The sequence below is a fragment of the Pseudoflavonifractor sp. An44 genome (genome assembly GCF_002161675.1).
GTDB lineage: Bacteria > Bacillota > Clostridia > Oscillospirales > Oscillospiraceae > Enterenecus > Enterenecus faecium.
In genome coordinates this window covers 34,059-60,310 of the sequence record NZ_NFIH01000011.1, presented here as the reverse complement: position 1 = coordinate 60,310, position 26,252 = coordinate 34,059, and the positions used below count along the sequence as shown (strand labels likewise).

The following is a 26,252-nucleotide window of genomic DNA, read 5'->3' as shown; positions in this document are numbered from 1 at the left end:
TGCAACCATGGGTTGCAGCCGCTTTTTGATATTCATTTCCCAGGAAAGGACTTGAGAACATGAGAGCAGAAGCGAGAAGAAGGGGGCGGCGGTGGCTGAGTCTGCTGCTGACCCTGGCCATGGTGTGGACCCTGGTATCCGGGGCGTTGGCCCTGAACACCAGCCGGAGCGGAGTGCAGACCGTGACGGTGACCATGGAGTACGCCGACGAGAGTGGCCACACCATGTACTATCTGCCCCCCACCCAGGTGGAGTTGGAGGAGGGAGATATCCTGGTGGACGTGCTGCAACGGGGCTATCAAGACCGGGGCAGCGTGACCTACAGCACCCTATACGGCTTTACTGTCACCCCAAACGATGGCCAAGCGGTGGGTGAGGTGAACTGGGGCAAAAAAGCCTGGTGGCCATTTGTGGACAGCGTCAAGGTGGGCAACAAGTACCAGGTACAGGCGGGAGAAGTGATTCGCCTCATTTACGTTCAGGACAGCGCTCAGGGTACTCCCGACTACATCCCGCCTGCCGCAGAGGCCGGACAGGGTGCTCTGGGGATCAACAAGGACAAGCTGGTATCCAGCCTGGCCCAGCTGACCCAGGCCCAGATTGACGCCAACGCCCAGGTCTATGAGCAGGCGTTGCAGGTGGCGGTGGATGGGACGGCCACCCAGGAGCAGGTGAATGAGCAGACCCAGATTGTCTCCCAACTGCTGGCCCAGAAGGTCCCCGCCACCGACATCACCGTGACTCCTGGGGAAGTGACCCTGATGGTGGGAGAGACCCAGGCCCTCACCGCCACGGTGATCCCGGAGGAGAGCAACGACACCGTGGTGTGGTACAGTGAGGACACCCATGTGGCCCAGGTCACCGATCAGGGCGTGGTCCGGGCTGTGGGAGAGGGCACCGCTGTCATCACCGCCCAGGCCAACGAGACGGTGAAGGCCACGGTGATGGTGACCGTGACGGGCATTGCCGCCCAGTCCGTTACCCTGAGTGAGACCAAGCTGGACCTGGAGGAGGGCCAGGGGGTGCGGCTCACCGCCACGGTAACCCCGGCCGACTCCACCGACGCTGTGGTGTGGCAGAGCAGTGCCCCCGACATTGTTAGCGTGGATGACAGCGGCCTGGTGGTGGCCCACCAGGCGGGAAGCGCTCAAATTACGGTGACGGCTGGCGCCTGTAGTGCCGTATGCACCGTCACCGTCACCCCTCGAGAAGTGCCCACCACCCCCACGGTGGTGTTTTACCACACGGACGGGCGCATTACCCAGTGGGACGACACCCACACCTTCACCCTCTCCGCGCTGGATGAGGGGCGGTTTGTGCTGGAGGGCGTAGCTGAGGGACAGAGCACCTATTGGAGCTGCAGCCAGCAGAACGGAGGCTCGGAGTCCTCCACCATCCACATTTCCTCCAGCGGTAAGTTTTATCCTTCGGTGGGCGAGTATCAAGCCTATGTGTACGACAAGAACCCCGACTGGTATGTGGCTCAGGAACTGGCCACCTTTACCTTGAAGGTGGTGCCCACCCAGGTCACCGACCTGAAGCTGTACCAGGATGGCTGGCCCGTCACCGGGGAGAAACCCCTCCATTTGAGCGGTACCCAGCCCCAGCAGTTGACGGTGAAGGGCTGCCTGGACGGGGTGTACATCACCATCCCCAATCAGGCTCTGGAGATGACCTCCACCGAAGGCTCCTATATCTATACCCTGGATGGGGAGAACGGCCTGGAGTTCTTTGCCGAGGACCAGTCCATGCACACCTTCACTGTGTCCCTGGCGGATAACCCCCAGGTCACCGTGAGCTTCCAGGCCACCGCCCAGCGCATTGACGTGACCGGTCTGACGGTGACCTATCCTGAGGTGTTCTACATCGAGGGGTGGAACGGCCTGGGCAACCAGTACGTGGGCATTACCTCCCATGATACCGACCCGGAACGGCGGTATGAGATCAACATTGAGCCCCACAACGCCACCGTCAAGGACGTGGTGTGGGTGTCCCACGACCCGGATGTGGCGGAGTTCCAGGCCACGTATGGCAACGGTATCGTTCCCAAGAAGGCGGGCACGGCCCGGTTTACCGTCACCAGCGTGGACAACCCCGCAGCCACCCAGGACATTACCATTCGCTTTGAGTATAAGCATCCCCTGGAGCAGGTGGAGATGGAGGAGACCACGCTCACTCTGGCTCAGTATGAGTCCATGAACCTGGACCTGCTGGTGACTCCTGCAAACGCCACCAACCAGCGGTTTACCTGGACCTACAGCCAGGACGGGATTGTGAAGGTCAACGACTATGTCACCAGCACCCCCGGCACCATGACCACCACTCACACCCTGTCCGCCCTGGAGCAGGGCACGGTGACAGTGACGGGCACCCCTCTGGACGACACCAAGGGAGCCAAGCCCATCCAGTTCACCGTGACGGTGACTCAGCCGGACGCTGTGGAGGACCTGGACTTTGACCGATATGTGACGGATAACATCCGTCACGCTCTGTCCTACCTGGACAGCCAGCTGGAGGGCAACTACACCTATGGGGCCGAGTGGAGCCTGTTTACGCTGCTCCGGGCCGGGGCCAGCCTCAGCCAGAGCGATCTGGACAGCTACTACGCCAGCATCACCCAGCAGTTGGAAAGCGGCGGGAGAATGCTGCCCACCGACTACTTCCGGGTGGTGGTGGCGCTGCTGGCCATGGGGAAGGACCCCACCGACGTGGCGGGGATGGACCTCATTGAGACCCTGTACAACTACCCCAATCTGGACCGCATGACCTCCAACATGATGAGTTACACCCTGTTGGCCCTGGATACCAAGGACTATGAGGTGCCCCAGGATGCCCGGTGGACCCGGGAGACCCTCATTGAGAAGATTCTCACCTTCCAAAATGCCAACGGCGGGTTCGGCCTGTCCTCGGCGGACACGGTGAGTGTGGATGTCACCGCCATGACCCTCCAGGCCCTGGCCCCATACCGGGACATGGAGCAGGTGAGCCAGGCCTTTGACCGGGCGCTGGAGTACCTGCGCAGCCAGATGACCAGCGACTGCGGCTACATCAATGAGGGGGATGACAACGGCTGTACCGCCGCCCAGGTGCTCACCGCCCTGGCGGTGGCGGGCATCGACCCTCTGGACCCGGACAACGGGTTCACCCACGGCAACTACAATCTGGTCACCAAACTGGACCAGTTCAAGCGGGAGTCCGGCTTTACCACCTTTATGAGCAGTGACAAGCCTGACGGCATGGGCACCGTGCAGATCGGCTACGCCCTGGAGGCCTACCGCCGCTTTGTGGCAGGGGAGAACACCCTCTTTGACCTGACCCAGTGGACCCCCGCGCCCCCCACAGAGGATGGAGACAGCGGAGAGAATCCGGGCAGCGGGGAGGAGGAGCCCCAGGTGCCCCAGACCGGAGATACCAGCCCCCTGGTGGAATCTCTGGTGATTCTGGGCATGAGCGCAGCGGGGCTGTGTGCCGCTGCTTGGACCGACCGTAAGAGAAAGAGCCGGGGCTAAAAAGCCTCCGGCGTATGAGGAGAGCCTATGAAGCATTTGAAACGATGGATGTGCCTGTTTTCCCTGTTGCTGCTGCTGACTTTGGCGGCCTGTGGAAACACGGGGGAGCAGGGCGCTGTGGTCACCCCCACAGTGTCCCCCACCGTGGGGGTGGAGGAGAGTCTTGCTCCCAGCGAGCAGCCCTCTGGGGAGCCCCAGGCCAGTGAGGCCCCGGCGACGACTCAGCAGCCCGCCCAGAGTCAGGACCGGGGAGAGTCGTCCGCAGCGGCAGCCACGCCGGCGCCGACACCCAAGCCCACTCAGAAGCCGGCGGTGAAGGCCACGCCCGCTCCCACTCCCCAACCGACTCCCACGCCCAAGGTCAACATCTGTTATCTCTCCATTGAGTGCAAGACCATTTTAGGGCGCATGGAGGACCTAACCCCAGGGAAGGAGAGTTTGGTGCCCTCAGACGGGGTGATTTTGTCCCGCAAGGCCATCTCCTTTGAGGAGGGGGAGTCGGTGTTTGACGTGCTCCTCCGAGCCACCCAGACCTACGGCATCCACATGGAGTACGAGTACACCCCCGGCTTTGGCAGCCACTACATTGAGGGCATCAACAACCTCTATGAGTTCGACTGTGGGGCCGGGTCCGGCTGGATGTACTACGTCAATGGGACCAAGCCCAACTACGGGGTGAGCAAGTACACGGTGAAGAACGGGGACGTCATCGAGTTTAAGTACACCTGCGATCTGGGCTTTGATTTGTAAGAGAGGAGGAGAGGGCGGCGTGAAGGACGAGTTTTCCCGCTGTCATCCGGGTATCAATTTCATCTTTTACCTTCTGGTGCTGGGGGTTACCCTCTTTTACATGCACCCAGTGTTGCTGGTGTTATCGGGAGTCTCTGCCGCCGCCTATCTGTTCCGCCTGCGGGGCGGGAAGGGGCTTGTGCGGGTGTGCCTGCTGGCCCTTCCGGTGGTGGTGCTCTCGGCCGTGATCAATCCCCTCTTCTCCCACCAGGGCCTCACCATTCTGGGGTACCTGCCCTCGGGGAACCCGGTGACCCTGGAGTCTGTGGTGTACGGGTTATGCACCGGGGGGATGATGGGGGTGGTGATCTTGTGGTGTGCCACCTGGCAGGACGTGATGACGGAGGACAAGGTGGTGTACCTCTTTGGCAAGGGCTTTCCCGCCCTAGCCCTCATCTTCTCCATGGTGCTGCGCTTTCTTCCCCTGTTTTTGACCCAGGCCAAGCGGGTGATGGCAGCCCAGCGGTGCGTGGGCCGGGACGTGGGGGAGGGCACCCCATGGCAGCGGCTGAAAAAGGGGGGGCGGGTGCTGTCCATCCTAGTCACATGGTCTTTGGAACACTCGGTGGACACTGCCGACTCCATGCGGGCCCGTGGCTATGGCCTGCGGGGGCGCACCCTATACCACCCCTTCCGATGGGATGGGCGTTCCACCGCCTTGGCGGCGGGGATGGCCCTGTGCTTTGGATGCGTGGCGGCGGGCGTAGTCACAGGACAGCTGAATATGCTGTATTTCCCGGTGTGGCGCATAAACGTGGCCACCGTCCCGGCCTGTGTGTGTTATGCCCTCTACGGGGTGCTGTGCGCCCTGCCTTTGATACTCAACTTGGTGGAGGATTTGAAATGGCGTTATTGGATGTGCAAAATCTGACCTTCTCCTATCCCGACGCGTCAGTCCCTGCGCTGCGAGAGGTGAACCTCCAAATTGGGGCAGGGGAATTCGTGGTGATCTGCGGGCGGTCCGGGTGTGGAAAATCCACCCTCATCCGCCAGTTCAAAAGTGCCCTGACCCCTCACGGAACCCGGACCGGAGAGATCTTCTACAAGGGTACTCCGCTGCACCAGGTGGACCTGCGCACCCAGGCGGGGGAGATTGGCTTTGTGATGCAAAATCCCCAGCAGCAGCTGGTCACCGATAAGGTATGGCACGAGATGGCCTTCGGCCTGGAGAACCTGGGGCTGGAGCTGGGGGACATGCGGCTTCGGGTGGCGGAGATGGCCAGCTATTTTGGCCTCCAGGACTGGTTTGACCGGAAGGTGGAGGAGTTGTCCGGCGGGGAACAACAGCTTCTCAACCTGGCCTCGGTGATGGCCATGCACCCCCAGGTGCTGGTGCTGGACGAGCCCACCTCCCAGTTGGACCCCATGGCGGCCACCGACTTTCTCCACACCCTCCAGCGGCTCAACCAGCAGCTGGGGCTGACGGTGGTGGTGGTGGAACACCGCCTGGACCAGGTGTTCCCCATGGCGGACCAGGTGGTGGTGCTGGAGGAGGGCAAAATCCTCTGCAACGGCTCCCCCCGGCAGGTGGGGCGGGCTCTGGCCCACCACCCTCTGGGGGTGTGCTGCCCGGTGCCCATGCAGATTTATAATCGAGTGGAGGGGGGAGAGGCCTGCCCCATGACAGTGAAGGAGGGGCGGACCTGGCTGGAGCAGTACCGGGACAAGCCCCAGCCCCCCGTAGAGACCCCTGACCAGTCCGCTCCCAGGGATTTTGCCCTGGAGGCTCGGGAGGTGTGGTTTCGCTATGACCGCCACGGGGCGGATGTGCTCCAGGGGCTCAACCTCCAGGTGCCCAGAGGGCAGCTGTACGCCCTCATGGGGGGCAACGGTGGGGGCAAGACCACAGCTCTCTCCCTCTTCTCTGGAGAGAATCACCCTTACCGGGGCCAAATCCGCATTGGCGGTCAGGTGCGAAAGCGGGGGCGGCCTCTGGAGCGGGGGATTTTGGGAGTTCTGCCCCAGAATCCCCAGTGCCTCTTTGTTCAGGACACGGTGGGGGCGGACCTGGAGGAGCTGCTGGACGAGCTGCTCCTGTCCAGAAAGGAACGGGAGGAGCGCTTGGCCCAGGCCATCCGTGTGACCCAGCTGGAGGGGGTGCTGGGCCAGCACCCCTATGATTTGTCCGGGGGGGAGCAGCAGCGGGCGGCTCTGGCCAAGGTATTGCTGCTGGACCCGGAGATTCTCCTGTTGGACGAGCCCACCAAGGGACTGGACGGGTGCTATAAACAGACCCTGGCCCAGGTGCTGGGAGCGCTTACCGGACAGGGCAAGACGGTGTTCATGGTCTCCCACGATGTGGAGTTCTGCGCCGCCTATGCGGATACCTGTGGGCTGCTGTTCCGGGGCCAGCTGGTGTGCCAGAAGCCCGCCCGGGACTTCTTTCTGGGCAATCATTTTTACACCACCGCCGCCAATCAGATGGCACGGGAGGTCTTTCCCCAGGCGGTGACGGTGGAGGATGTGGTGCGGGCATGTACACAGACAAAGTGAAGACGGGCACCGGGGCGGACAGCTGGGTGATGGTGGCGGTATGGCTGTGTGTGGCCATGGCGGCCAATGCGGCCTTTGCCCCCTGGTTTTCCATCCCGGAGCTGGCCTATCAGGGCCTGACAGACCAGTTTACCCTGTGGCGAGCGGGGGAGAGTGTGGAGTTAGCCTCTCAGCTATATCTAGTGCAGGACCCCCAGTTACTGACCCTGGACGGGGGAACGCTGGTGTGGCTGAGGGCGACCCAGCTGGCAGCAGGGCTCTCCATTCCTGTTCTGCTCCTCGCCGCGGGGCTGGCCTGGCGGCGAAAGAAAGGTGCCACGGCGGCGGTGCGGCTGTCCGCCCTCCTGGCCCTGCTCTCTGTGGCGGGGGCGGCGGTGGTGCTTGTCCGCCTGAGTGAGATACTCAACGCCGCTCTGGGCCAGGGGAACACCTTCTGGGACCTGACGGTGTTCAGCCACATGCAGCTGACCGGGTTTGCCTGCGGCCAAGGGGCGGCAGGGTTGGCCTTTCTTTTGGGAGCGGGGCGGCTGCTGAACACCCAGCGGGTGGAGTTGGCCTCAGTGCCCACCGTCCGGGGCATGGGACGGCGGACCCGGTTGGCCGCTGGGGTGATTTTGGTGCTTATCCCGCTGCTCATCGCCTTTGGCATTGTGTTTTTGAAGGGGCGTAGCTACTATTTTATCTCTATCTGTGTCATTGTGGCGGCGATGCTCCCGTTCTTTGCCGTCTTTGAGGACCGCCGACCCCAGGCCAGGGAATTGGTGCTCATCTCCTCTCTGGTGGTCATCGCCACGGCGGGGCGGGCGGTGTTTTTCATGCTCCCCCACTTCAAACCGGTGACCGCCTTGGTGATCGTGGCGGGCATTGGGCTGGGGGCAGAGGCGGGATTCCTCACGGGAGCCATGACCGGGTTTGTGTCCAACTTTTTCTTTGGGCAGGGGCCTTGGACCCCTTGGCAGATGTTTGCCTTTGGCGTCATCGGCTTCTTGGCGGGGCTGCTCTTTGAAAAGCGGATGCGGCGGGGAAAACTCTCTCTCATGGGGGTGTGCGTATATGGGTTTTTGGCCACCGTGGTCATTTACGGCCTGTTGCTGGATACCTCCACCGCCCTATCTGTGTTGGAGGGGCTGACCTGGCAGTCGGTGCTGGCTTGCTACGTGGCGGGAGTGCCTGTAAACATCACCCACGGGGTGTCCACCGTGGTGTTTTTATCGCTCTGTGCCAAGCCCATGCTGAAGAAAATTCGGCGCATGCGCAAGAAGTACGGGCTGCTGATGGAATGAGGGGGAAATGCCCCTTCCTGTGGAGCGGGACCTATGGTAGAATGAAGAAAAACACCAGATAAGGAGAGACAGCTCCATGCAACGGACCGATGAGAGATATCAAGCGTATGTGCAAATCCTCCGAGAGGAGTTAAAGCCTGCCATGGGGTGTACCGAGCCCATTGCGGTGGCCTATGCCTGTGCGGTGGCCCGCCAGACCCTGGGGCAGCTGCCCCAGCAGGTGAAGCTCCACGTCAGCGGCAACATCATTAAGAATGTCAAGAGCGTGGTGGTGCCCAACACCGGGGGCAGACGTGGCCTGGAGGTGGCGGCAGCGGTGGGGACCGTGGCTGCCCAGGCCCAGGCTCAGCTGGAGTGCATCGCCCATGTGACCGATCAGGACATGGAGGCGGTGGAGGAATATCTGGCCCAGGAGCGGGTGACCATTTTGCCTCTGGACACCACCCACCCCTTTGACATCCTGGTGGAGGTCCGAACGGGAGACGATGTGGCCCGAGTGCGGATGGTGGACCAGCACACCAACCTGGTGCATGTCAGCCGCAACGGCCAGGTTCTGCAAGAGCGGGAGGTTCCCCAGGCCATGCAGGAAAACCCTTTGCAGCAACTGCTCACGGTGGAGGACATTTTGGACTTTGCCGACAGCGTGGACCTGGAGGACATCCGCCAGCCCATCCAGCAGCAGGCCCAGCTGAACTGGGCCATCTCCCAGGAGGGACTGGAGGGCTGTTACGGGGCCATGATCGGAAAAGAGCTGATGGCCCAGGCGGGAAACGACTGGAAAGCCCGGTTGCGTGCCCGGGCGGCGGCCGGGTCTGACGCCCGTATGAGCGGCTGCGAGTTGCCGGTGGTCATTGTCTCGGGCAGTGGAAACCAGGGCCTCACCGCCTCCCTGCCTGTGATGGAATATGCGGCCATGAAGGGCATTGGGGAGGAGCGGATGTACCGGGCCATGGTGGTGTCCAATCTGCTCACGGTCCACCAAAAGACCAATTTGGGCCGCCTGTCCGCCTTTTGCGGGGCGGTGAACGCGGCCTGTGCCGCTGCCGCCGCCATTGCCTATCTGGACGGTATGGGCCTGGATGGGGTGGCTCACACCCTGGTCAATTCTCTGGCTGTGGTGTCCGGCATGGTGTGCGACGGGGCCAAGGCCTCCTGTGCGGCGAAAATCTCTCTGGCTCTGGAGGCGGGCCTGATGGGCTACGAGATGTACAAGGCCGGACACGAGTTTTACGATGGGGACGGCATTGTGAAAAAAGGAGTGGAGAACACTCTGAACATGGTGGCCCGCCTGGGGCGCCTGGGCATGCGGGAGACAGACCGGGAAATCTTGCGCATTATGACGGGACAATAAGAAAAGGGAGTGCGGACTGGTCAATCAACCAGTCCGCACTCCTTTTATCTAAGGGGGGAGAGTATCTGTTACAGTTCGGTCATCCACAGGCCGTGGAGGTTGCAGTAGGCGTACACAGCCACAGGTTTCTCGTCACCCAGATGGAACACGGCGCGGGGGGCGTCGCCGGGCTTGAGCTGGATGCGGTGGCCGCCGTTCTCGGTTTTCACATAGACCCACATGATGAAGTGCTCAGGGGTCATGGGATGCTCCACAGAACCCACCTGGACGGTGAGAACGCCGTTTTCCACACTGGCTACGGGGACATGCTTCTCGCCGCTGGCCTCTACGGTGTTGGGGGTCAGCTCCTCCATGGGCTGTCCACAGCAGAAGATGGGGACACCAGCGTCGTGGATGATGCCGACAATGTTGCCGCAGTGCTTGCAGCGCAGGAATCGAGTGTTCATGGGAAAACCTCCTGTTCCGATTCATGTATATTGGGTGCCTTTGGTACCGCTGTTATTATACCACGTCTTGCTGGAGAAAAACAGCGGTGTGGGGAAATTTTTTCAGGAAACCGGAGTCAGGGTGAGCCGATAGTCCTGGACCTGAATCAATCCTGTGATGCTCTGGCTGTGGATAAAGCGGGCAGAATACGCCAGGCCGTCCGAGTTACATACTGCTATCGACACAGATGGAGTGACCATATAGCCAGATGGAGAGGTCTGAAGGTAGGAGGCCATCACCAGGCGCTCTCCATCGTAGTAGGTTTGGAACGATACACCGAGGGGAAAGTGAGCCTGGGTCAGGTCGCAGTCCAATACGGGTACATACAGGCCAAAGTCATTTTTGGCCCAAAGGTTCAGGGATTGAACCAGCGGGGCGGGATAATCGTCTGATAAGGACAGTACCCCCAGATACGAATCTTGGATGATAAAGGTATGGTTTTCATCTGGGAGTTGGATGGGGATCTCCTGCAGCGGCTGATAGGTGAGGGTGTCCAGAAGAAGAAATTGATAGTTGTTTTCCGCCAGGTTCTCCATGAGGAGAAGGTGGTATCCGCCGTCTGACAAAGCCAGGTGTTGGGGTTTGCCGCTGGTTTGGTAGCACAGAGTGCAGTTTTGAGCAGCTAAAGCCTGGCCGCCAGAGGCGGGGATGCGGTATAGCCCATAGGAAGAGGCACCCGATACCGGAGTGCCATCCTGTTGTTCGGGGCTAAAAAGCACATAATAATAGCCGTTGGATAGGATTGCTTCGCTGTATAGAGGGGGAGCCTGAGGGGTGGAGAGGTAAATAGAGGAGATGACGAAATTCTGGTCCAGTTCCAAATCCACTTGTATGGTATCTCCCTGGCCCACAGGAATGCGGAGGGCTTGGGTCAAATCCCAGGTTTCCCAGCCGGAACTGTAAGAGTCGGGCAGGGGGATATCAGACAAAATCACAGGATAATAATCCAGATAGTCGCTCAGTACTACGGTTTCAGAGTAGCTTCCCTTGGCAGGGGCTCGGCTGGACACGTCTTCAATGATCTCACGATAGGCTTGGCCGATGACGTTGGTGGACCAATCGTCACCGGAAATATAGAACATGGAGGTGTCTCCCACAGCAATGGACAGCATAGGAGAACTCTCCTGAGGGGTATACCAGCTGATATTTCCGGGGTCATAGCGATAGTCTGTGCTCCAGGTGGGGGTAGAGCCCAAGGTTAGCGTGGTGTCCCAGGCCATATCATAATTTTGAACGGTAGGAATGTTTAACTGGAATCCCTGGGCAGCAGCAGGGTCCCCTATCTGCTGTTCCACGGTGAAGGACACAGCGTCCTGGGCGTCCAGGGCCTCCACTACTGTGTAGCCGAAGAATCCAGCCAACAGGGCAAATACCAGACAAAAAGCAGCTAACGATTTCCGCATAGGTCATCCTCCTCTCCGCTGAGCTGGGAAAGAGCGTTGCTCACCCGATCCGGTTGATAGTGGTACTTCTCTTTTACATAGTCCAGAACGGTCAATCCCTGTTCATCCAGGTCGGCGGTGGAGACGTCCCCCACAATCTGACCATCCCACAGCAGCACCGCCCGGCTGACAAAGTGGTTGATCTCGGAGAGCAGGTGAGTGGAGAGAATGACTGTCTCGGTGGGCTCCAGAATCCCCAGCAGTACCTTGTAGAAGTCCTCTCGGTTGAATACATCGTTTCCGGCAAAGGGCTCATCCATGAGAATGTAGTCCGCACCCTGGCACAGAGCCAAAATCACCTCCACCTGGTTTTGCTGGCCCACAGACATGGCACGCAGGGGACGGTTTCCCGGCAGGCGGAAGAAGTCCATGAGGGCTTCAAACCGCTGGTCCCGCCAGGTGGGGAAGTGCTCCCGATAGAAGACCCGGTGTTCCTGGGGGGTGAGGGTGGGGAAAAAGGAGTGCTCACAGGTGGCAAAGCTGAGACGGGCGATGTTGTCCCGGCCAATGGGTGCCCCGTCCAGGGTGATGGAGCCCTGATAGGACAAGAGACCCAGAATGCACTTGAGCAGGGTGGTCTTGCCCGCTCCGTTCTCCCCCAACAGCCCTACGATCTCGCCGGGGGCGATGGAGAGGTTGACCTGGTGCAGGGCATGGGTGGTCAGATGATAGGTCTTACTTACACGGTTCAGTTGCAGCATGACGATAACCTCCTTAGCTCCACAGGGCCTCCCAGAGGGAGGAGGGGAGAAAACGGTCCGGGGTAACAGTCCAATAGATGGCGAAGTCCAGCAGCCACAGCGCCAGGGATAGACCCAGGAAGAACAGTGCCGCCAACACAGGGAGGGTGAGGCAGCGGCGGGCCAGCTCCCAGCGGTCCGGGAGCCGCCGCATGAGGTATACACTGTGGCTCAGACGGGTGTGCAGAGCCCAGAAGTACCCGGCCAGGGGCACCATAGCTAGGGCGGAGACCCAGAAGCCGTAGAGGCTGGGCCCCAGCAGCAGGGAGAAGGGGGGCATTTGGACACCGGGGAATGAGACGGCAATCTGCTCGATGCCTGGAAGGGCGCGGGCGTAAGCGTTGAAAAAGGACAGGCTGCACACCAGAGAGAATGCAGTTAGAGCCACAAAACCCCGGCGAAGGACGGTGGCATTGGCCTCCACAGGGAGATAGCGCTTCCATTTCATTCTCCCACCCCTTTCCGCAGATTCAAAACCAGAAGGCCTCCTTCCACACAGCAGCCCACAACGAGCAGCACTGCCATCACGGTGGACCAGGAATGACTTCTCAGCTCCAGAGGCGTGATGGACAAGGCCAGGGGGAAGATGAAGGACCACACCAGCAGCTTGCCCTGCCAGCTCCGCACCATGCCCACCGCAGTGATGAATCCGAGACCCACATAGATCATGGTGGTACTGGCCCAACTCCACCCATCCAGCAGGGGGAGCAGGACGTGGACATACCCGCTCTGAACACTGGTGAGGAAGAGCGTCTGTTCCCCCCAGTCAAAGGTGGGGTAGAGAGTGGCCAGCAACTGGGTGGCTGCCACCACCACCGCCAGCTGGGCAAACCAGCACAGCAGCAGGACCGCCACGGCGTACACCAGATAGATGAGAAACACCTGAGTATAGGACACAGGAAGACGCATCAGGGTGTAACTCGTCTGAGTGGGGCGACTGCCATGGGAGCGCATCAGGGTGTACATCACCAGAATCAAGGCCGCCGCGGCGGGGAGGCGGAACGCGAGGTGAGAAAACACATAAGGTGCGCCGTAGCTTTCCGGGAGGACCTTGGGTATCCCCACAGCAACCCCCAGCTGGACCACGGCCATTCCCGCCAGAATGACCAGCACCCGCCAAAAGGAGGCGGCGACGGTAAGATAGAGAAGGGAACCAGTTTTTCTCATGGGACATCCTCCTTCCATAGGGTCTCGATGAGGGCGATGGTCTGGCTGCGGGTGAGACCCATGGCCCGCATTTTTTCAATATACTCCAAGGTCTGGGTGTTGGGCAGTTGCTGCTGCATGGCCTGAGACTGCTGATCGGAGAGACACACACAGCTCTTGCTTCCCGTTCGGGAGGAGATGAGCCCCTCCTCCTCCAGCAGACGAAAGGCCTTTTGAATGGTGTTGGGGTTGACCCCCAGCAGGGCGGAGAGGGTGCGCCGGGAGGGCAGCTCGTCCCCATCCTGCACGGTTCCGGCGGCAATGCCCGCCTTCAGATGCTCCATAATCTGTAGGTAGATGGGGGCCCCATCCCGGAGGCGCAGGTCGTCAAAGCGCACCATGGTGTATCACTTCCTTCCAAAGTGTATTATAGGTGTAGTACACTTTCTAACTGTATTATATGAGTAGTACGGTTTCCTGTCAAGTAGAATCTTCTTGACAATCTCGAACATCGAGAATACAATGAGGGTGAGGAATCTCGATGTTCGAGATAAGGAGGTGAGAGGATGGCACGGGCCAAGTTTCAGACCCTGTCCGAGCAGATGTTTTATGTGCTGCTCTGCCTACGGGAGGAGCGGTGCGGCATCGACATTTTGGACCAGGTGCCTGCCATGACCCAGGGCAGGGTGCATGTGGGGTCGGGGACGCTGTACAATCTGTTGGAGCAGTTTTTGGAGGCGGAATGCATTGTGGAGACCCGGGTGGAGGGGCGGCGGCGCAGCTATCTCATCACCCCCAAGGGGCAGGAGATGTTGGACCAGGAATATGCCCGCATCTGTGCCCAGGCCCGGGACTACCGACAGATCATGGGAGAGGAGGAGCGCTCATGAAAACACGGAAACGAACCTGGAAGCGATTGGCGTTTTTCGATTCCGGTGCGACCATTCGCTATTTGGAGAAACAAGCCCGGGAGGGCTGGGTGCTGGAGAATGTCTTTGGCATTTGGTGGACGTTCCGGCGAGTGGAACCCCGCACCGCGCATGTGTGGGTTACCTATCTCGATCAGGATGCGTATGAGCCCCAGCCCAGCCAACAGGTGGAGGACCTGGCAGAGCTGGGGGAGCACACGGGGTGGAAGATGTATACGGTGACCTTGGTGAAACTCCCCATTTTGTACGACCTGTGCCGGGACGAGAGGCTGTGGGCAGACCATGAGCAGGTAGACGCCGCTCCTTGGCTGGCCCAGGAAGCATATAGAAAGACGGATGGGGTACGCCTGCGGACCTATCTGCTGTGCTACCAGGACTGTGTGGTGGAGATCGCCTTCGGCTGGGAGCCTACCCAGGAGCAGATGCAGCTGGTGGGCGAGACATTTGGAGGACTACAATGAGTAATAATAAGCCTTCGCATAACTATGAGTTTTTCTCGCATACCAGCTGTGAGTTCTTTCCCTGCCATCCCATCCAAAACCCGGAGAATTTTAACTGCCTGTTCTGCTACTGCCCCCTGTATCTCATGGGGGAAACGTGCGGTGGGAACTTCACCTATACCCCGGGAGGTGTAAAGGATTGCAGCGCCTGCCTTCTCCCGCACCGACGGGAGAACTATTCCTATATCGTGGGCAAGCTCATGGAAGGGGGAGAGAAGCCGTGAGAGAAGAACGATTGGTGACAAATGAGATGGTCCGGCTGCCCCGGCGGGAGCGGGACAGCCACAAGGGGGACTACGGAAAGCTTCTGATTGTGGCGGGCAGTGAAGGGTATACCGGGGCTCCGGTGTTTGCCGCCCAGGGAGCACTGCGCAGTGGAGCAGGTCTGGTGTATCTGGGTGTGCCCAGAGATGTGTATCCCATGGTAGCCACCCGGTGCTCCAGCGCCATGCCCTTCCCGCTGCCCGACGATACGGAGCAACTGGTGGAGCGAGCCCGTAGCTGTGATGTGGTACTGGCGGGCCCAGGGATGGGGCGCAGCCCACGGGCCCAGCAGATCGTTTTCCGCCTGATTGAAGACATAGAGGGGCCGCTGGTGCTGGATGCGGACGGCCTCAATGCCCTGGAAGGACAGATCCAACGGCTCAGGACCCGAACGGGGCTCACCGTCCTCACACCCCACGATGGAGAGTTTGCCCGCTTAGCTGGATGTTCGCTGCCGCTTAACGACCGGGTGGAGCAGGCGGCTGAGCTGGCTCAGGACACGGGCTGCGTGGTGGTGCTCAAGGGCCACGAGACCCTCACCGTGGACCCTCAGGGCAGGGTGTGGCGCAACACCACCGGGAATCCCGGTATGGCCAAGGGAGGCAGCGGGGATATTCTGGCGGGGATGATTGCCTCACTGCTGGGTCAAAAACAGCTGACGGGATGTGTTTCCTGTCCCGGGGAGCTGGTGGCTTGGGCGGTGTACCTCCACGGGGCGGCGGGAGACGCTGCCGCTGCCCAGTATGGGGAGTATGGAATGCTGCCCGATGACACTTTGGCGGCGGTGGCAGGGGTGCTGCAAACCCATATACAGGCCGAACTCTGAACGAAACGGAAATATTCCTCCCGATACGCACAGATTTCACACGGTTTCACAGGAAGTTTATGTGTAGTTTTTTCTCTTTGGAACATTGACACCGGGGCCAAATTCGGTTACTGTGTGCGTAAGGAGAGAGGGAAGGATCCCTTGGAGGAACGAATATGATTGTTTATTTTTCGGCCACAGGAAACAGCCAATTTTGTGCGGAGTGGCTGGCGGACCACCGAAAGGATGACCTGCTGGACACCTTCTACTATATTCGCCACGGCGTGGCAGCCGAGCTGCAATCAGAGAAGCCCTGGGTGTTTGTCATGCCCACCTACTGCTGGCAGATTCCCAGAATTGTGGAAGATTTTATCATCCGCGGCCATTTCAGCGGCAGTCGGGACGCCTACTTCGTCATGACCTGCGGTGGAGAGGTGGGGAATGCAGAGCCCAAACTCCAGGAACTGTGCCAGCGAAAGGCTCTGACGTATCGGGGGACCTTGCCGGTGGTGATGCCGGATAACTATCTGGTGATGTTTACGCCCCCCGACCCTGCCCAGGCTGAGACCATGCGGCAAAAGGCGGTGGCCACATTGCAGCAGGGGGAACAGTGGATGGAGGAGGGCAAGTCCTTCCCGCCTATTTCCACTGGGAAGTGGGACGGCCTGAAATCTGGCGTGGTCAATCAGGCGTTTTACCGCTTCTATGCCAAGGCCAAGAAGTTTTATGCCAAGGACACCTGTATCTCTTGTGGCAAGTGCCAACATGTGTGTCCCCTTAACAACATCCATCTGGAGAACGGAAAGCCCGTGTGGGGCGCTCAGTGTACCCACTGCATGGCCTGTATCTCCAAGTGCCCCGTGGAGGCCATTGAGTACGGAAAGGCCACCCGAAACAAACAGCGGTATCTCTGTCCCCCGTATCAGGGGAGGGAGAGCCAGTAAAAAGGAGCGTAACCTATGAGTGTCTTATTTTTGCAATATCCCCCCTGTACCACCTGTAAAAAGGCCAAGGCCTGGCTGGATGAGCGGGGTGTGGCCTATGAGGCCCGGAACATCAAGGAGGAGAATCCCACAGCGGAGGAGTTAAAGGCGTGGCATGAGAAGAGCGGCCTGCCTTTGAAGAAGTTTTTCAACACCTCCGGTCTGGCCTACAAGGCCCTGGGGCTGAAAGACCGACTGCCCACCATGTCTGAGGAGGAGCAGTATCAGCTGCTGGCCAGCGACGGCATGCTGGTCAAGCGTCCCCTGGTGATAGGAGAGAAATTTGTGCTGGTGGGATTCCGGGAAGCCCAATGGCAGGAACAGCTGTGAGGTAGACGGGACGGAAAATCTGTGGTAGAATGGCCGGCAGTGAAAAAACATAAAGAGAGGCCTGTGAGAGATGTCCCAGAGAGTTGTTGCCTTTGATGTAGAGACCCCCAACTCCCTCAACGACCGTATGAGCGCCGTTGGTATCACCGTGATGGAGCGGGGGCAGGTGGTGGAGGAGTTCTATTCCCTGGTCAATCCAGAGGAAGAGTTTGAGCCCTTCAATGTGGAGCTCACCGGGATTACCCCGGAGATGGTGGCCCATGAGCCCACCTTTCCCCAGCTGTGGGAGACCATTCGCCCTATTTTGGAACAGGGAATGTTGGTGGCCCACAATGCGCCCTTTGACATGTCGGTGTTGGCCAAGTGCCTGCGGGACTATGGCCTGACCTGGCATAAGCGGGTGCCCTATGCCTGCACCTGTCAGATGAGCCGTCGGCTCATTCCCCAGTCCCCCAACCACAAGCTCAATACCCTGTGCGATTACTTTGGCCTGGAGCTGGACCACCACCACGCCGGAAGCGACAGCAGAGCTTGCGGGGAGATCTTTTTCCGCTGTGTGGAGACCGGGGCGGACGTGTCGGGATTTGTGCGCACCTATGACGTGGAGCGCATCCGCACGGAAAAAAGACGATAATATGAAACAGCACCCCGTATCCGGATTGCTCCAGGATACAGGGTGCTGTCTATTTTGGTTAAGCTTTTGTGTAGTGGCTGAGTACCATGTCCACCAGACGGAACATCCGCTGATGGATGTCATAGCCGCCGTGGCGCAGACACCAGTCGTACTCCACGCCCCGGCACGCCAGTACCAGGTCGCCGGCCATCTGGTCCACGTCACAGTCGGGAATTAAGAGACCCTGCTCTTTGGCCTCTTCGCAGTATAGGCGGATGGTGGAGGACAGCCCCGAGCTCTCCCGCTTGTCATAGTACCGGGCAAACATGCGGCTTTCGCACAGCTCCCAGCCCTCATCCAAAAAGACCTGGCACAGATAGCTGCCTAAAAACTGCCGAATCTTTTCCAGGGGAGAGAGCCCCTCCAGCATACCTGGGACCTGATGGAACAGCCATCGGGCCCGCATTTTGGCGTGGTGATTGAGGATATCGGCTTTGCTTTTAAAGTAATAGTAGAAGGCTCCGGTGGTCATACCGGCCTTGGCGGCAATGTCTCGCACGCCCACTTGCTCGAAGCCCTGTTCCTTAAATAACTGATAGGAGATTTCAGAGAGAAGCTGTTTGGTGGCCTCTGATTTTGGGGATGACGTTCCCTGTGTATGTTCTTTGTCCATATGAAGAGCTCCTGAAACAAATGGTCATAATCTTATCAAATACGTTACCACCACAGTGCAGAGAAGTCAATAACCAGCATGGGACGCTATGAGCGAGTCCGGGAGCAGTACACGCCAGTGGCAGAGACCAGAACCCGCTCCTCTTGTCCGGGAAGATAGATTTGGGCCTGGAGCTGGGCGGTGGTGCCGCCAGCCAAGAGGGTGGTGACGCGAAGCCGAACCGTCTCGTTGAGGGCCACAGGCCGGGCATAGGTGAGATTCATGGAGATGGTGGGTGTGAAGTGGCCGTAGATGCAGTAGCAGGTCAGTCCCATGGCATTGTCCAGCATAAGAGCCAGCACGCCGCCGTGCACAATGCCCATGGGATTGGAAGTCCAGGCCTTGGTATCGTACTCCAACTCCACGGAGAGGGAGGGACCGTCGCAGGAGACGAGGCGGGGACACAGGTGCAGATTGGGCTTTTCAGGATCACAGTTGGGGTGCAGGGTGTCCAGAGCCTGTTGGATGGTCTGAGAAAATTCGGATGTGGTGATGTGAAAAGCCATGAAAGACGCTCCTTTTTCTATAAAAATCGGGTACAAATATAGTAGCATAGGAAATGGCGAGGCGCAAGTGAGATTGTCCATTGACTTTGACGCTTGAAAGTGCTAAACTGCAAAGAAAGAAAACACCCATGGTCCCATCATGGGGAAGACGCATCAGAAGGGAAGGAATACCGATGGCAGAGAAACGAATTGTGGTGGTGGGATTGGGCCTGATTGGCGGGTCCATGGCCATGGCGTTACAGGGATTTGAGGACTATGAGGTGGTGGGCGTGGTGCGCTCTGCCTCCACCTATCAGAAAGCGGTGGAGCGGCACGCAGCGGACCGGGTGACCTATGACGCAGCGGAAGAGCTTCCCGGGGCGGACGTGGTGATTCTGGCCCAGGATCCTCAGGGCATTGTGTCCTTTTTGGAGGAGCACCGCAGCCACTTTAAACCGGGCAGTGTCATTGTGGACGTGTGCGGCATCAAGCGGGCCATTATGGACGGAGCCCAGTGTCTGCCCGACAACGTGGACTTCATCGGCTGCCACCCCATGGCAGGTAAGGAGGTCTCCGGCATTGACAACGCCGAAGCGGGGCTGTTCCGGAACACCCACTTTATCATGACACCCCCGGAAGGGGTGAGTCAAGAGCACGTGGACCTGGTGGAGCGCATGGCTCGGTTCTGTCAGTTCCGGGATGTGATCCGCACCACCCCGGAGCGCCATGACGAGATGATTGCCTACACCAGTCAGCTGATGCATATCATAGCCCTGTCGGTGTGCGACGACGAGGAGCTGTTCTCCTGCCGGGGCTTTGAGGGCGGCTCCTTCCGTGACTGTACCCGCGTGGCAGCTCTGGATGTGGCGCTGTGGACCCAGCTGTTTTCTCTCAATCGGGAGGCTCTGAGCCGGACGGTGAAACGGCTGGAGGGCCGCCTGGCCGCCTACCGCCGGGCCATTGAGACCCAGGACAACGAGCTGTTGGCCGCCATGCTCACCCATTCGGCAGCCCGCAAGAAGCTAATGAACCTGGAACAGGCCCGAGGCGACGACGTGCACAACTCGTTCTGACGGTAAGATTAGCATCTTCTGGTATTCATTGACGCAAGAGAGGTATAATGGTACACTGTGAGAGAACAATGAAAGCAAAGGAGTGCTGACGTTGGACAACGGAGTGTTTCGAAAATTGTTGTTGCTCATCACCTATGTGGTAGCGTTGGTGGTGGTGATTGTGAAGATCGACGTGGTGCTGGACTGGTGTTCCGGTGTGCTGCTGGCCTTCCGTCCCATTTTCATCGGCTTTGCCATCGCCTTTATCCTCAGCCGCCCCTGTAATTTCTTTGCCCGCCTCTATGCCAAGGGGCTGGGAAAGAAGAGAGAGAAGCTGGCCCGGCCTTTGGCGGTGGTCACCGCCTATGTGATGCTGTTTGCCGTCATCGGCGTGCTCATCTCCCTGGTGGTGCCGGAGCTGACCCGCAGCATCCAGCGCTTTGTGGGCAACATGAACATCTATGCTGAAAACTTGCAGGAAGTGATTGATTTTATCACCCAGCGCCTCTCGCTGGAGAATTTGGCCAAGCTGAACCTGTCGGATAAGATCAACGATATCCTGGGCGATGCCCTCAACCAGGTACTGGATACCCTGACGGGCACGGTGCCCCATCTGATTTCGGCCACCAGCTCTCTGGTGTCGGCGGTGGTGACCACGGTGATCGCCTTTGTGTTCTCGGTGTATATGCTCTCCGGTGGCCCCAAGCTCACCGCGCAGTGCCGCCGCCTGGTGGTGGTGTACCTGCCCGAATCCATTGCCAAGCGTGTGCTGGCCGTGGTGCGTCTGACGGCAGATACCTTCACCAAATACGTCTCCGGTCAGCTCATTGAGGCTTGTATTTTGGGCAGCTTGTGTTTTATCGGGATGGTGGTGTTCCGCTTTGACTACGCACCCCTGATTTCGGTGATTATCGGCGTCTCTGCGCTGATTCCGGTGGCAGGCGCCTACATCGGGGCCGTGTTGGCGGCGCTGCTGCTGGCCATGATCAGCCCCATCAAGGCGTTCTGGTTTTTGGTGTTCCTGGCGGTGCTCCAGCAGTTGGAGGGAAACCTCATCTATCCCCGGGTGGTGGGTACCTCTCTGGGCCTGCCCGGCATCTGGGTGCTGGCCGCGGTGACAGTGGGCAGCAGCCTGCTGGGCTTTATCGGCCTGGTCATCAGCGTCCCCCTCACGGCGGTGGTGTACACTATTTTGAAGTACGACCTGCGCCAGCGCCTGCCGGGGAAGGAGCTGCAAGAAGTGGAAGATCCTCAGGAATCTGGAGAGGCATAATCCCGGGACAAACCCCATATACATGAACCATCCAAGGAAAGAGGAGTGGTTGCATGGGATATGAGGTAGCGGCAGCGGCCCGCCATCACGTGACGATGGAGGACCGCAGAGGCCTGACGGTGTCCGGGGTGGAGGATGTGGAGCGGTTTGACGACACCAACATCGTGCTCTCCACCACCCAGGGGATGTTGGTGGTCAGTGGAGAAGGGCTTCACATTGAAAAGCTGTCCCTGGACGGCGGCGATCTGAAGGTAGAAGGGAAGATCGACGCCTTGAGTTATGAGGAGCGGACAGAGCGAAATGTAGGAGGCTTTTTCTCCCGGCTGCTTCGATAAGGTATGGGGATCAATGTCATGACCCAGGCCCAGGTGCTCGGACAAGGTTTCTTGTTGGGCCTGGGCCTGGGTGTGTTATATGACGCCATGCGGGGGATACGCCGGAGCTGTCCGTGGCGCTGGCTGTGGTTTCTGTTGGATGTCACATTCTGGATTGGGACGGCGGTGGCGGTGTTTGTCCACGCCCTGGTTTTGGGCAACGGGGTGGTGCGCATCTACCATGGCGGGGCATTTTTGCTGGGCGGCGTGGTGTACCTGACCACGGCCAGCCGCATTTTGCTCCCCATTTTTGTTCGAAGTTTTCGGTGGATTCACGGGATTGTTCGATTTTTTTTGACACCTGCCGTGTGTGCGGCTGGGAAAACAAAAAAAGTTTTGAAAAATCAAAAAAAGGACTTTCAAAAATGGTTGAAATGGTATAAAATAAACATTGTATATGACGTTGATGCACAGGCAGAAAAGGAGGCCGACCATAGTGAAAGTCAAACGAGCAGGCATTGGTACAAAACTGTTGGTGCTGGTGCTCCTGGTCGCTGGCGCCATCGGACTGCTGTCCATGAGAAGCCAGCTGATGGCAGCTCAGGACAAAAGAGACGAGCTGGCCCAGCAGGTACAGCAGCAGAAAGAGGAAAACGCCGCGCTCACCGACGACATTCAGCACAGCAGTGACCCCAATTACTTGGCGGACATTGCCAGAGCCATGTTGGGGCTGATGGAGCCGGGCGAGATCTGCTTTGTGGATACGTCCAAATAAAAACGGGGCGCAAACCCGCGTCCTGAAATCACAGGGAGAGGGAAAAGAAAAGTTTATGGGGTTTGAAGTTGGATCCATTCTGGAAGGAAAGGTGACTGGGATCACCAAGTTTGGCGCATTTGTTTCGCTGCCGGAGAATCGTTCCGGCCTCGTCCACATTTCTGAGATTGCTTACACCTATGTCAACGACATTCACGAGCATCTCAATGAGGGCCAGGCGGTAACGGTGAAGGTCATCGGCATTGACGAAAACAATCGTATCAACCTGTCGATGAAGCAAGTGCTTCCTCCTCCGGCCCGTCCGGAGCGCCGTCCCAACGCCCGGCCTGCGGGGCATCGGAGTGAGAACGGTGGGGAGCGCCGTCCCAGCCGCCGACCTGGCGTGAGCAGCTTCCAGGCAGCACCGCCTCAGCCCAAGGGGCCCGTGAGCTTTGAGGATCAGCTCAAACAGTTTATGGCCAGTTCGGACAGCAAGCTGTCTGAGCTGCATATGAATGAAAAGCGCAGCAGCCGTCGAGGCCGCCGCTGATTCCATGCTCTCATAGGGGCGGGCGCCAAAGCCCGCCCTGTTTTTTTGCATAAAAAGTGGCTTCCCCCGGAGAGGGGAAGCCCAGAGGTTTTGTTGCGCGGGAGAATGGAATGACTGCATGGGGGTTCCCATGCTGCGGTGATACCGCACAAGAGAGTATAGCAAACCCAGAGGAAAAATTCGGTCGAGAGGAGGGATGCGCCTTGATGATTCTCAACGGAGTCATCCACACCATGGAGGGCAAGACCATAGACAACGGCTATATCCGGGTGGAGAACGGAAAAATCCAGCAGGTGGGGCGTATGGACCAGCTGCCCGACGGGGCCGAGCTGGAGAACGCTGTGGATGCCCGAGGAGGGCATGTTTTGCCGGGACTGATGGACATCCACTGCCACCTGGGGCTATGTGGGTGCGACGGGGAGGACCTCAATGAGACCTCCCAGGTGTGTACCCCCAACATCCGGGTGCTGGACGGGGTCAACCCCATGGACCCCTATGTGAAGGAGGCCCGGGAGGCGGGGGTGACCTGCGTGATGGTACACCCCGGCTCCACCAACCCCGTTGCAGGCCAGGCGGTGCTGATGAAGACGGCGGGCCGCATTGTGGACGAGATGGTGGTACAGGCTCCGGCGGCCATGAAGTTCTCCCTGGGGGAAAACCCCAAGGGGCGGGACGGATGGCCAGCCACCCGTATGGGCACGGCGGCGGTCATCCGAGAGCTGCTGGCTCGGGCATCCGAGTATCAGTTGAAGTGGGCCACGGCGCAGGCCGACCCACAGGAGGAGATGCCTAGTTTCGACCCCTGTCTGGACGCCCTGCGCCCGGTGGTGGCGGGGGAGGTGCCCGCTCACTTCCACGTGCACCGGGCCGACGACATCGCCACGGCGGTGCGCATTGCCAAGGAGTTCGGGCTGGACTATGCCATCGTCCACGGCACCGAGGGGTATTTGATCGCCGACTACCTGGCCCGGGAGGAGGTGCCGGTGATTACCGGCCCCATCCTCACCGATCGCTCCAAGGGGGAGCTTCGCCAGATGACCTTGGAAAATGCGGCGCTTCTGACCAAGGCAGGTGTGCGGGTGGCCATCTGCACCGACCACCCGGAGACCACAGCGCCCCAGCTGTTGCTGTGTGCGGCCATGGCAGCCCGACACGGGATGGAAGAGGAGGACGCCTTGGCGGCCATCACCATCAACGCCGCCTGTATTGCCGGGGTGGACCACCGCATGGGGTCCATCACCCAGGGCAAGGATGCGGACTTGGTGGTGCTGGACGGTCCTCCCCTGGACTGGCGCAGCCAGGTGACCCATGTATTCATTGACGGACGAGAGGTGGAGAGATGATGAAAGAAATTACAAGCCGGCAGGTCTCCCAGTTGGTGCGGGAGCTGTGCATTCAGGCCAATACCATTTTGCCCCAGGATTTGCGCAATGCTATCTGTGAGGCGTGCAAGGCGGAGGCCTCTCCCGTGGGACAGGCTATTCTGGGCGACCTGCGGGAGAACTACGAGTTTGCCGAAGAGAAGGGGCTGCCCATTTGCCAGGACACCGGTATGGCCGTGGTCTTTGTCAACTGGGGCCAGGACTGCCACCTCACAGGCGGTAGCCTGGAGGAGGCGGTGAACCAGGGCGTGGCGGAGGGCTACGTCCAGGGCCACCTCCGCCTGTCTGTGGTGGAGGACCCCCTGCGCCGGGTAAACACTCAGAACAACACCCCCGCCATCCTTCATTTGCAGATGGTGCCTGGAGACCAGGTGGAGATCACCGTGGCGCCCAAGGGTTTTGGCAGCGAGAACATGACCAAGATGAAGATGTTCAATCCCTCTGTAACCCAGGAGCAGGTGGAGGACTTCATCGTGGAGGCCGTGTCTCAGGCTGGGTCCAACCCCTGTCCTCCTGTGGTGGTGGGCGTGGGCCTGGGCGGCACCTCAGAGAAGGCCGCCATTCTGGCCAAGCGGGCGCTGCTGCGCCCGGCGGGGGAGTGGAACGCCGACCCCTTCTATCGGGAGATGGAGCAGCGTCTGCTGGAGCGCATCAACCGTCTGGGCATTGGGCCCCAGGGCATGGGCGGTACCACCACCGCCCTCACCGTGGCCATCGAGCCCTTTGGCACCCACATTGCCGGACTGCCCTGTGTGGTGAACCTGGGCTGTCACGTCACCCGCCATGCCTGTGGCACACTGTAACGAGAAAAAGAAATTGTGAAATTTTCATAAAGGTATAGCGTCCGCAAAGGAAATGTGTTATACTCTTTAACAAGGAGAGAACCTCCCAATGATACGCCCTCCTGGTGGGGGGCGAAAGGAGCTGAAGCACATGAAGTTTACCTTTACGGAAAAGAAGGTCCATTTGCCCAAGGCTCTGCACAACTATGCAGAGAAAAAGGTGGGAAAGCTGGAGCGTTACTTCAAGACGGACAGCGAGGCCAATCTGGTCTTCTCGGTGGAGAAGGACCGGAACAAGGTAGAGCTGACCATCCGCTCCGGGGCCACGATTCTGCGTGTGGCGGAGAGCACCTCCGATATGTTCGCATCGGTGGATGCCGCCGTCACGTCCATGGAGCGTCAGCTGCGCAAGCATAAGACCCGTCTGGAGAAGCGTCTGCGTCAGGACGCCTTCACCCGTGTGATTCCCCAGGAGGAGCAGTCCACCTTTGTCCCCGACGTGGTGGAGGAGAGCAAGTTCGAGGTGGTTCGCACCAAGAAGTTCCCCATCAAGCCCATGACGGTGGACGAGGCCATCTTGCAGATGGATCTGCTGGGCCACACCTTCTTCGCCTTCAAGAATGACGACACGGGTGCCTTCTCCGTGGTGTATCAGCGCAACGACGGCGGATACGGCCTCATTGAGGACGAGGGCTAAACCAACTCCCATAAGATGAAATTAACCGGCTGCGGAGAACTCTCCGCAGCCGGTTTTACGTTGCCTAGGTGATATTAGTGCTGGCGCAGCTGTGCCAGAAGGCCGTTGCAGCCCTCCCATACATCCCGCCAAGTGGCCTCGAAGTTGCCGGTGTACCAGGGGTCTGCCACCTCTCCTGGACGGTCTGTGTAGTCCAGAAGCTGGTGAATTTTCCCCTGGGGGTCGCCGCCGCACATGCGCTGCATGTTGCGGATGTTGGCGTCGTCCATACCAATGAGCAGATCATAGACCTCATAGTCCGCTTTGCGCAATTGGCGGGCGGCGTGGCCGGAGCAGGGGACACCGTGGGCGGCCAGGGTGCGGGCGGCAGGGGGATAGACGGGGTTGCCGATCTCTTCGGTGCTGGTGGCAGCGGAGGCAATGGAGAACTGGTCCGCCACCCCGGCCTCTTGGACCAGGTGTTTCATAACGAATTCCGCCATGGGGCTTCGACAGATGTTGCCGTGACATACAAACAAGATCTTTGTCATTATAATATTTCCCTTCTGTTGCATGATACGGGTATTGTACCACATCAGGGCCCCGGTT

31 protein-coding genes are annotated in these 26,252 nt (G+C 59.4%); 22 read left to right on the top strand and 9 right to left on the bottom strand.

Annotated features, from left to right (window positions below; translation table 11 throughout):
- The first annotated feature begins 59 nt into the window (after positions 1 to 59).
- The 6 genes from B5F98_RS06815 (at position 60) to B5F98_RS06790 (ending at position 9,425) form a co-directional block, all read left to right on the top strand.
- Positions 60 to 3,509, top strand: coding sequence for an Ig-like domain-containing protein (locus B5F98_RS06815; RefSeq protein ID WP_087370709.1), 3,450 nt, complete (start codon positions 60 to 62; stop codon positions 3,507 to 3,509).
- A 27-nt stretch (positions 3,510 to 3,536) separates the two neighbouring features.
- Positions 3,537 to 4,259, top strand: a complete 723-nt coding sequence (locus B5F98_RS13455) for a DUF4430 domain-containing protein (RefSeq protein ID WP_087370706.1) — start codon at positions 3,537 to 3,539, stop codon at positions 4,257 to 4,259.
- A 19-nt stretch (positions 4,260 to 4,278) separates the two neighbouring features.
- Positions 4,279 to 5,169, top strand: coding sequence for an energy-coupling factor transporter transmembrane component T (locus B5F98_RS06805; RefSeq protein ID WP_158099808.1), 891 nt, complete (start codon positions 4,279 to 4,281; stop codon positions 5,167 to 5,169).
- Positions 5,142 to 6,791, top strand: coding sequence for an ABC transporter ATP-binding protein (locus B5F98_RS06800; RefSeq protein WP_087370700.1), 1,650 nt, complete (start codon positions 5,142 to 5,144; stop codon positions 6,789 to 6,791). Before B5F98_RS06805 ends, B5F98_RS06800 begins: the two co-directional genes overlap by 28 nt.
- Positions 6,773 to 8,074, top strand: a complete 1,302-nt coding sequence (locus B5F98_RS13275) for an ECF transporter S component (RefSeq protein ID WP_242961617.1) — start codon at positions 6,773 to 6,775, stop codon at positions 8,072 to 8,074. Before B5F98_RS06800 ends, B5F98_RS13275 begins: the two co-directional genes overlap by 19 nt.
- Before the next feature lie 76 nt (positions 8,075 to 8,150).
- Positions 8,151 to 9,425: an L-serine ammonia-lyase, iron-sulfur-dependent, subunit alpha gene (locus B5F98_RS06790; protein ID WP_087370697.1), complete on the top strand. Its 1,275-nt coding sequence runs from the start codon at positions 8,151 to 8,153 to the stop codon at positions 9,423 to 9,425.
- Between the two features lie 68 nt (positions 9,426 to 9,493).
- Here the strand turns inward: B5F98_RS06790 and B5F98_RS06785 are convergent, their stop codons facing one another.
- From B5F98_RS06785 to B5F98_RS06760, 6 genes are all read right to left on the bottom strand, one after another.
- Positions 9,494 to 9,871, bottom strand: a complete 378-nt coding sequence (locus B5F98_RS06785) for a desulfoferrodoxin family protein (protein WP_087370693.1) — start codon at positions 9,869 to 9,871, stop codon at positions 9,494 to 9,496.
- A gap of 102 nt (positions 9,872 to 9,973) precedes the next feature.
- Positions 9,974 to 11,314, bottom strand: coding sequence for a hypothetical protein (locus B5F98_RS06780; RefSeq protein WP_087370690.1), 1,341 nt, complete (start codon positions 11,312 to 11,314; stop codon positions 9,974 to 9,976).
- A complete protein-coding gene (locus B5F98_RS06775; RefSeq protein ID WP_087370687.1) occupies positions 11,299 to 12,054 on the bottom strand; it encodes an ABC transporter ATP-binding protein in 756 nt (251 codons plus the stop codon). The genes B5F98_RS06780 and B5F98_RS06775 overlap by 16 nt, the downstream gene beginning before the upstream one ends.
- A 13-nt stretch (positions 12,055 to 12,067) precedes the next feature.
- Positions 12,068 to 12,541 (bottom strand): hypothetical protein, encoded by a 474-nt coding sequence (locus tag B5F98_RS06770; protein WP_087228527.1) that lies wholly within the window; start codon positions 12,539 to 12,541, stop codon positions 12,068 to 12,070.
- A complete protein-coding gene (locus tag B5F98_RS06765) occupies positions 12,538 to 13,260 on the bottom strand; it encodes a hypothetical protein (protein ID WP_087228525.1) in 723 nt (240 codons plus the stop codon). Before B5F98_RS06765 ends, B5F98_RS06770 begins: the two co-directional genes overlap by 4 nt.
- Positions 13,257 to 13,640: a GntR family transcriptional regulator gene (locus B5F98_RS06760; protein ID WP_087228523.1), complete on the bottom strand. Its 384-nt coding sequence runs from the start codon at positions 13,638 to 13,640 to the stop codon at positions 13,257 to 13,259. The genes B5F98_RS06765 and B5F98_RS06760 overlap by 4 nt, the downstream gene beginning before the upstream one ends.
- Before the next feature lie 165 nt (positions 13,641 to 13,805).
- Here B5F98_RS06760 and B5F98_RS06755 point away from each other — a divergent pair, with 165 nt between their 5' ends.
- The 7 genes from B5F98_RS06755 (at position 13,806) to B5F98_RS06725 (ending at position 17,684) form a co-directional block, all read left to right on the top strand.
- On the top strand, positions 13,806 to 14,129 hold the full coding sequence (locus B5F98_RS06755) for a PadR family transcriptional regulator (RefSeq protein WP_087370684.1): 324 nt from the start codon (positions 13,806 to 13,808) through the stop codon (positions 14,127 to 14,129).
- The gene (locus B5F98_RS06750) at positions 14,126 to 14,629 is read left to right on the top strand and encodes a DUF2812 domain-containing protein (protein WP_087370681.1); all 504 of its coding nucleotides are present in this window, start codon (positions 14,126 to 14,128) and stop codon (positions 14,627 to 14,629) included. Before B5F98_RS06755 ends, B5F98_RS06750 begins: the two co-directional genes overlap by 4 nt.
- Positions 14,626 to 14,892 carry a cysteine-rich small domain-containing protein gene (locus B5F98_RS06745; protein ID WP_087370678.1) on the top strand — a complete coding sequence of 89 codons (267 nt, stop codon included), beginning with the start codon at positions 14,626 to 14,628 and terminating at the stop codon, positions 14,890 to 14,892. The genes B5F98_RS06750 and B5F98_RS06745 overlap by 4 nt, the downstream gene beginning before the upstream one ends.
- Entirely contained in the window at positions 14,889 to 15,758 is an 870-nt protein-coding gene (locus B5F98_RS06740; RefSeq protein WP_143482753.1) for an NAD(P)H-hydrate dehydratase, read from the top strand. The genes B5F98_RS06745 and B5F98_RS06740 overlap by 4 nt, the downstream gene beginning before the upstream one ends.
- Before the next feature lie 155 nt (positions 15,759 to 15,913).
- On the top strand, positions 15,914 to 16,681 hold the full coding sequence (locus tag B5F98_RS06735) for an EFR1 family ferrodoxin (RefSeq protein WP_087370672.1): 768 nt from the start codon (positions 15,914 to 15,916) through the stop codon (positions 16,679 to 16,681).
- A gap of 15 nt (positions 16,682 to 16,696) precedes the next feature.
- Positions 16,697 to 17,050, top strand: coding sequence for an arsenate reductase family protein (locus tag B5F98_RS06730; RefSeq protein ID WP_087228511.1), 354 nt, complete (start codon positions 16,697 to 16,699; stop codon positions 17,048 to 17,050).
- Positions 17,051 to 17,120: 70 nt separating this feature from the next.
- On the top strand, positions 17,121 to 17,684 hold the full coding sequence (locus tag B5F98_RS06725) for a 3'-5' exonuclease (protein WP_087370669.1): 564 nt from the start codon (positions 17,121 to 17,123) through the stop codon (positions 17,682 to 17,684).
- 58 nt (positions 17,685 to 17,742) lie between these two features.
- On the opposite strand, the gene B5F98_RS06720 is transcribed toward B5F98_RS06725, so the two are convergent.
- Together B5F98_RS06720 and B5F98_RS06715 are read right to left on the bottom strand one after the other, a co-directional pair.
- Positions 17,743 to 18,336: a TetR/AcrR family transcriptional regulator gene (locus B5F98_RS06720; RefSeq protein ID WP_087370666.1), complete on the bottom strand. Its 594-nt coding sequence runs from the start codon at positions 18,334 to 18,336 to the stop codon at positions 17,743 to 17,745.
- Positions 18,337 to 18,422: 86 nt separating this feature from the next.
- Positions 18,423 to 18,881 (bottom strand): PaaI family thioesterase, encoded by a 459-nt coding sequence (locus tag B5F98_RS06715; RefSeq protein WP_158099807.1) that lies wholly within the window; start codon positions 18,879 to 18,881, stop codon positions 18,423 to 18,425.
- A gap of 173 nt (positions 18,882 to 19,054) precedes the next feature.
- On the opposite strand from B5F98_RS06715, the gene B5F98_RS06710 reads away from it, so the two are divergent.
- The 9 genes from B5F98_RS06710 to raiA all read left to right on the top strand — a co-directional run bounded on the left by B5F98_RS06710 (position 19,055) and on the right by raiA (position 25,664).
- Positions 19,055 to 19,933, top strand: a complete 879-nt coding sequence (locus B5F98_RS06710; RefSeq protein WP_087370659.1) for a prephenate dehydrogenase — start codon at positions 19,055 to 19,057, stop codon at positions 19,931 to 19,933.
- 103 nt (positions 19,934 to 20,036) lie between these two features.
- Complete coding sequence (locus B5F98_RS06705; protein WP_242961616.1) at positions 20,037 to 21,185, top strand: AI-2E family transporter; 1,149 nt, start codon at positions 20,037 to 20,039, stop codon at positions 21,183 to 21,185.
- Positions 21,186 to 21,238: 53 nt separating this feature from the next.
- A complete protein-coding gene (yabP, locus tag B5F98_RS06700) occupies positions 21,239 to 21,520 on the top strand; it encodes a sporulation protein YabP (RefSeq protein WP_087370654.1) in 282 nt (93 codons plus the stop codon).
- A 113-nt stretch (positions 21,521 to 21,633) separates the two neighbouring features.
- Positions 21,634 to 21,942: a hypothetical protein gene (locus B5F98_RS13105; RefSeq protein ID WP_204210528.1), complete on the top strand. Its 309-nt coding sequence runs from the start codon at positions 21,634 to 21,636 to the stop codon at positions 21,940 to 21,942.
- Positions 21,943 to 21,995: 53 nt separating this feature from the next.
- A complete protein-coding gene (locus tag B5F98_RS06690; RefSeq protein WP_087228497.1) occupies positions 21,996 to 22,274 on the top strand; it encodes a septum formation initiator family protein in 279 nt (92 codons plus the stop codon).
- Positions 22,275 to 22,329: 55 nt separating this feature from the next.
- Positions 22,330 to 22,803 carry a S1 RNA-binding domain-containing protein gene (locus tag B5F98_RS06685; protein WP_087228495.1) on the top strand — a complete coding sequence of 158 codons (474 nt, stop codon included), beginning with the start codon at positions 22,330 to 22,332 and terminating at the stop codon, positions 22,801 to 22,803.
- Positions 22,804 to 23,009: 206 nt separating this feature from the next.
- The gene (locus tag B5F98_RS06680; protein ID WP_242961619.1) at positions 23,010 to 24,146 is read left to right on the top strand and encodes an amidohydrolase; all 1,137 of its coding nucleotides are present in this window, start codon (positions 23,010 to 23,012) and stop codon (positions 24,144 to 24,146) included.
- Positions 24,146 to 24,988, top strand: a complete 843-nt coding sequence (locus B5F98_RS06675) for a fumarate hydratase (protein WP_087370646.1) — start codon at positions 24,146 to 24,148, stop codon at positions 24,986 to 24,988. Before B5F98_RS06680 ends, B5F98_RS06675 begins: the two co-directional genes overlap by 1 nt.
- Before the next feature lie 130 nt (positions 24,989 to 25,118).
- Entirely contained in the window at positions 25,119 to 25,664 is a 546-nt protein-coding gene (gene raiA / locus B5F98_RS06670; RefSeq protein WP_087228489.1) for a ribosome-associated translation inhibitor RaiA, read from the top strand.
- A gap of 74 nt (positions 25,665 to 25,738) precedes the next feature.
- On the opposite strand, the gene B5F98_RS06665 is transcribed toward raiA, so the two are convergent.
- Positions 25,739 to 26,194 (bottom strand): low molecular weight protein-tyrosine-phosphatase, encoded by a 456-nt coding sequence (locus B5F98_RS06665; protein ID WP_087370644.1) that lies wholly within the window; start codon positions 26,192 to 26,194, stop codon positions 25,739 to 25,741.
- Between the last annotated feature and the right edge of the window lie 58 nt (positions 26,195 to 26,252).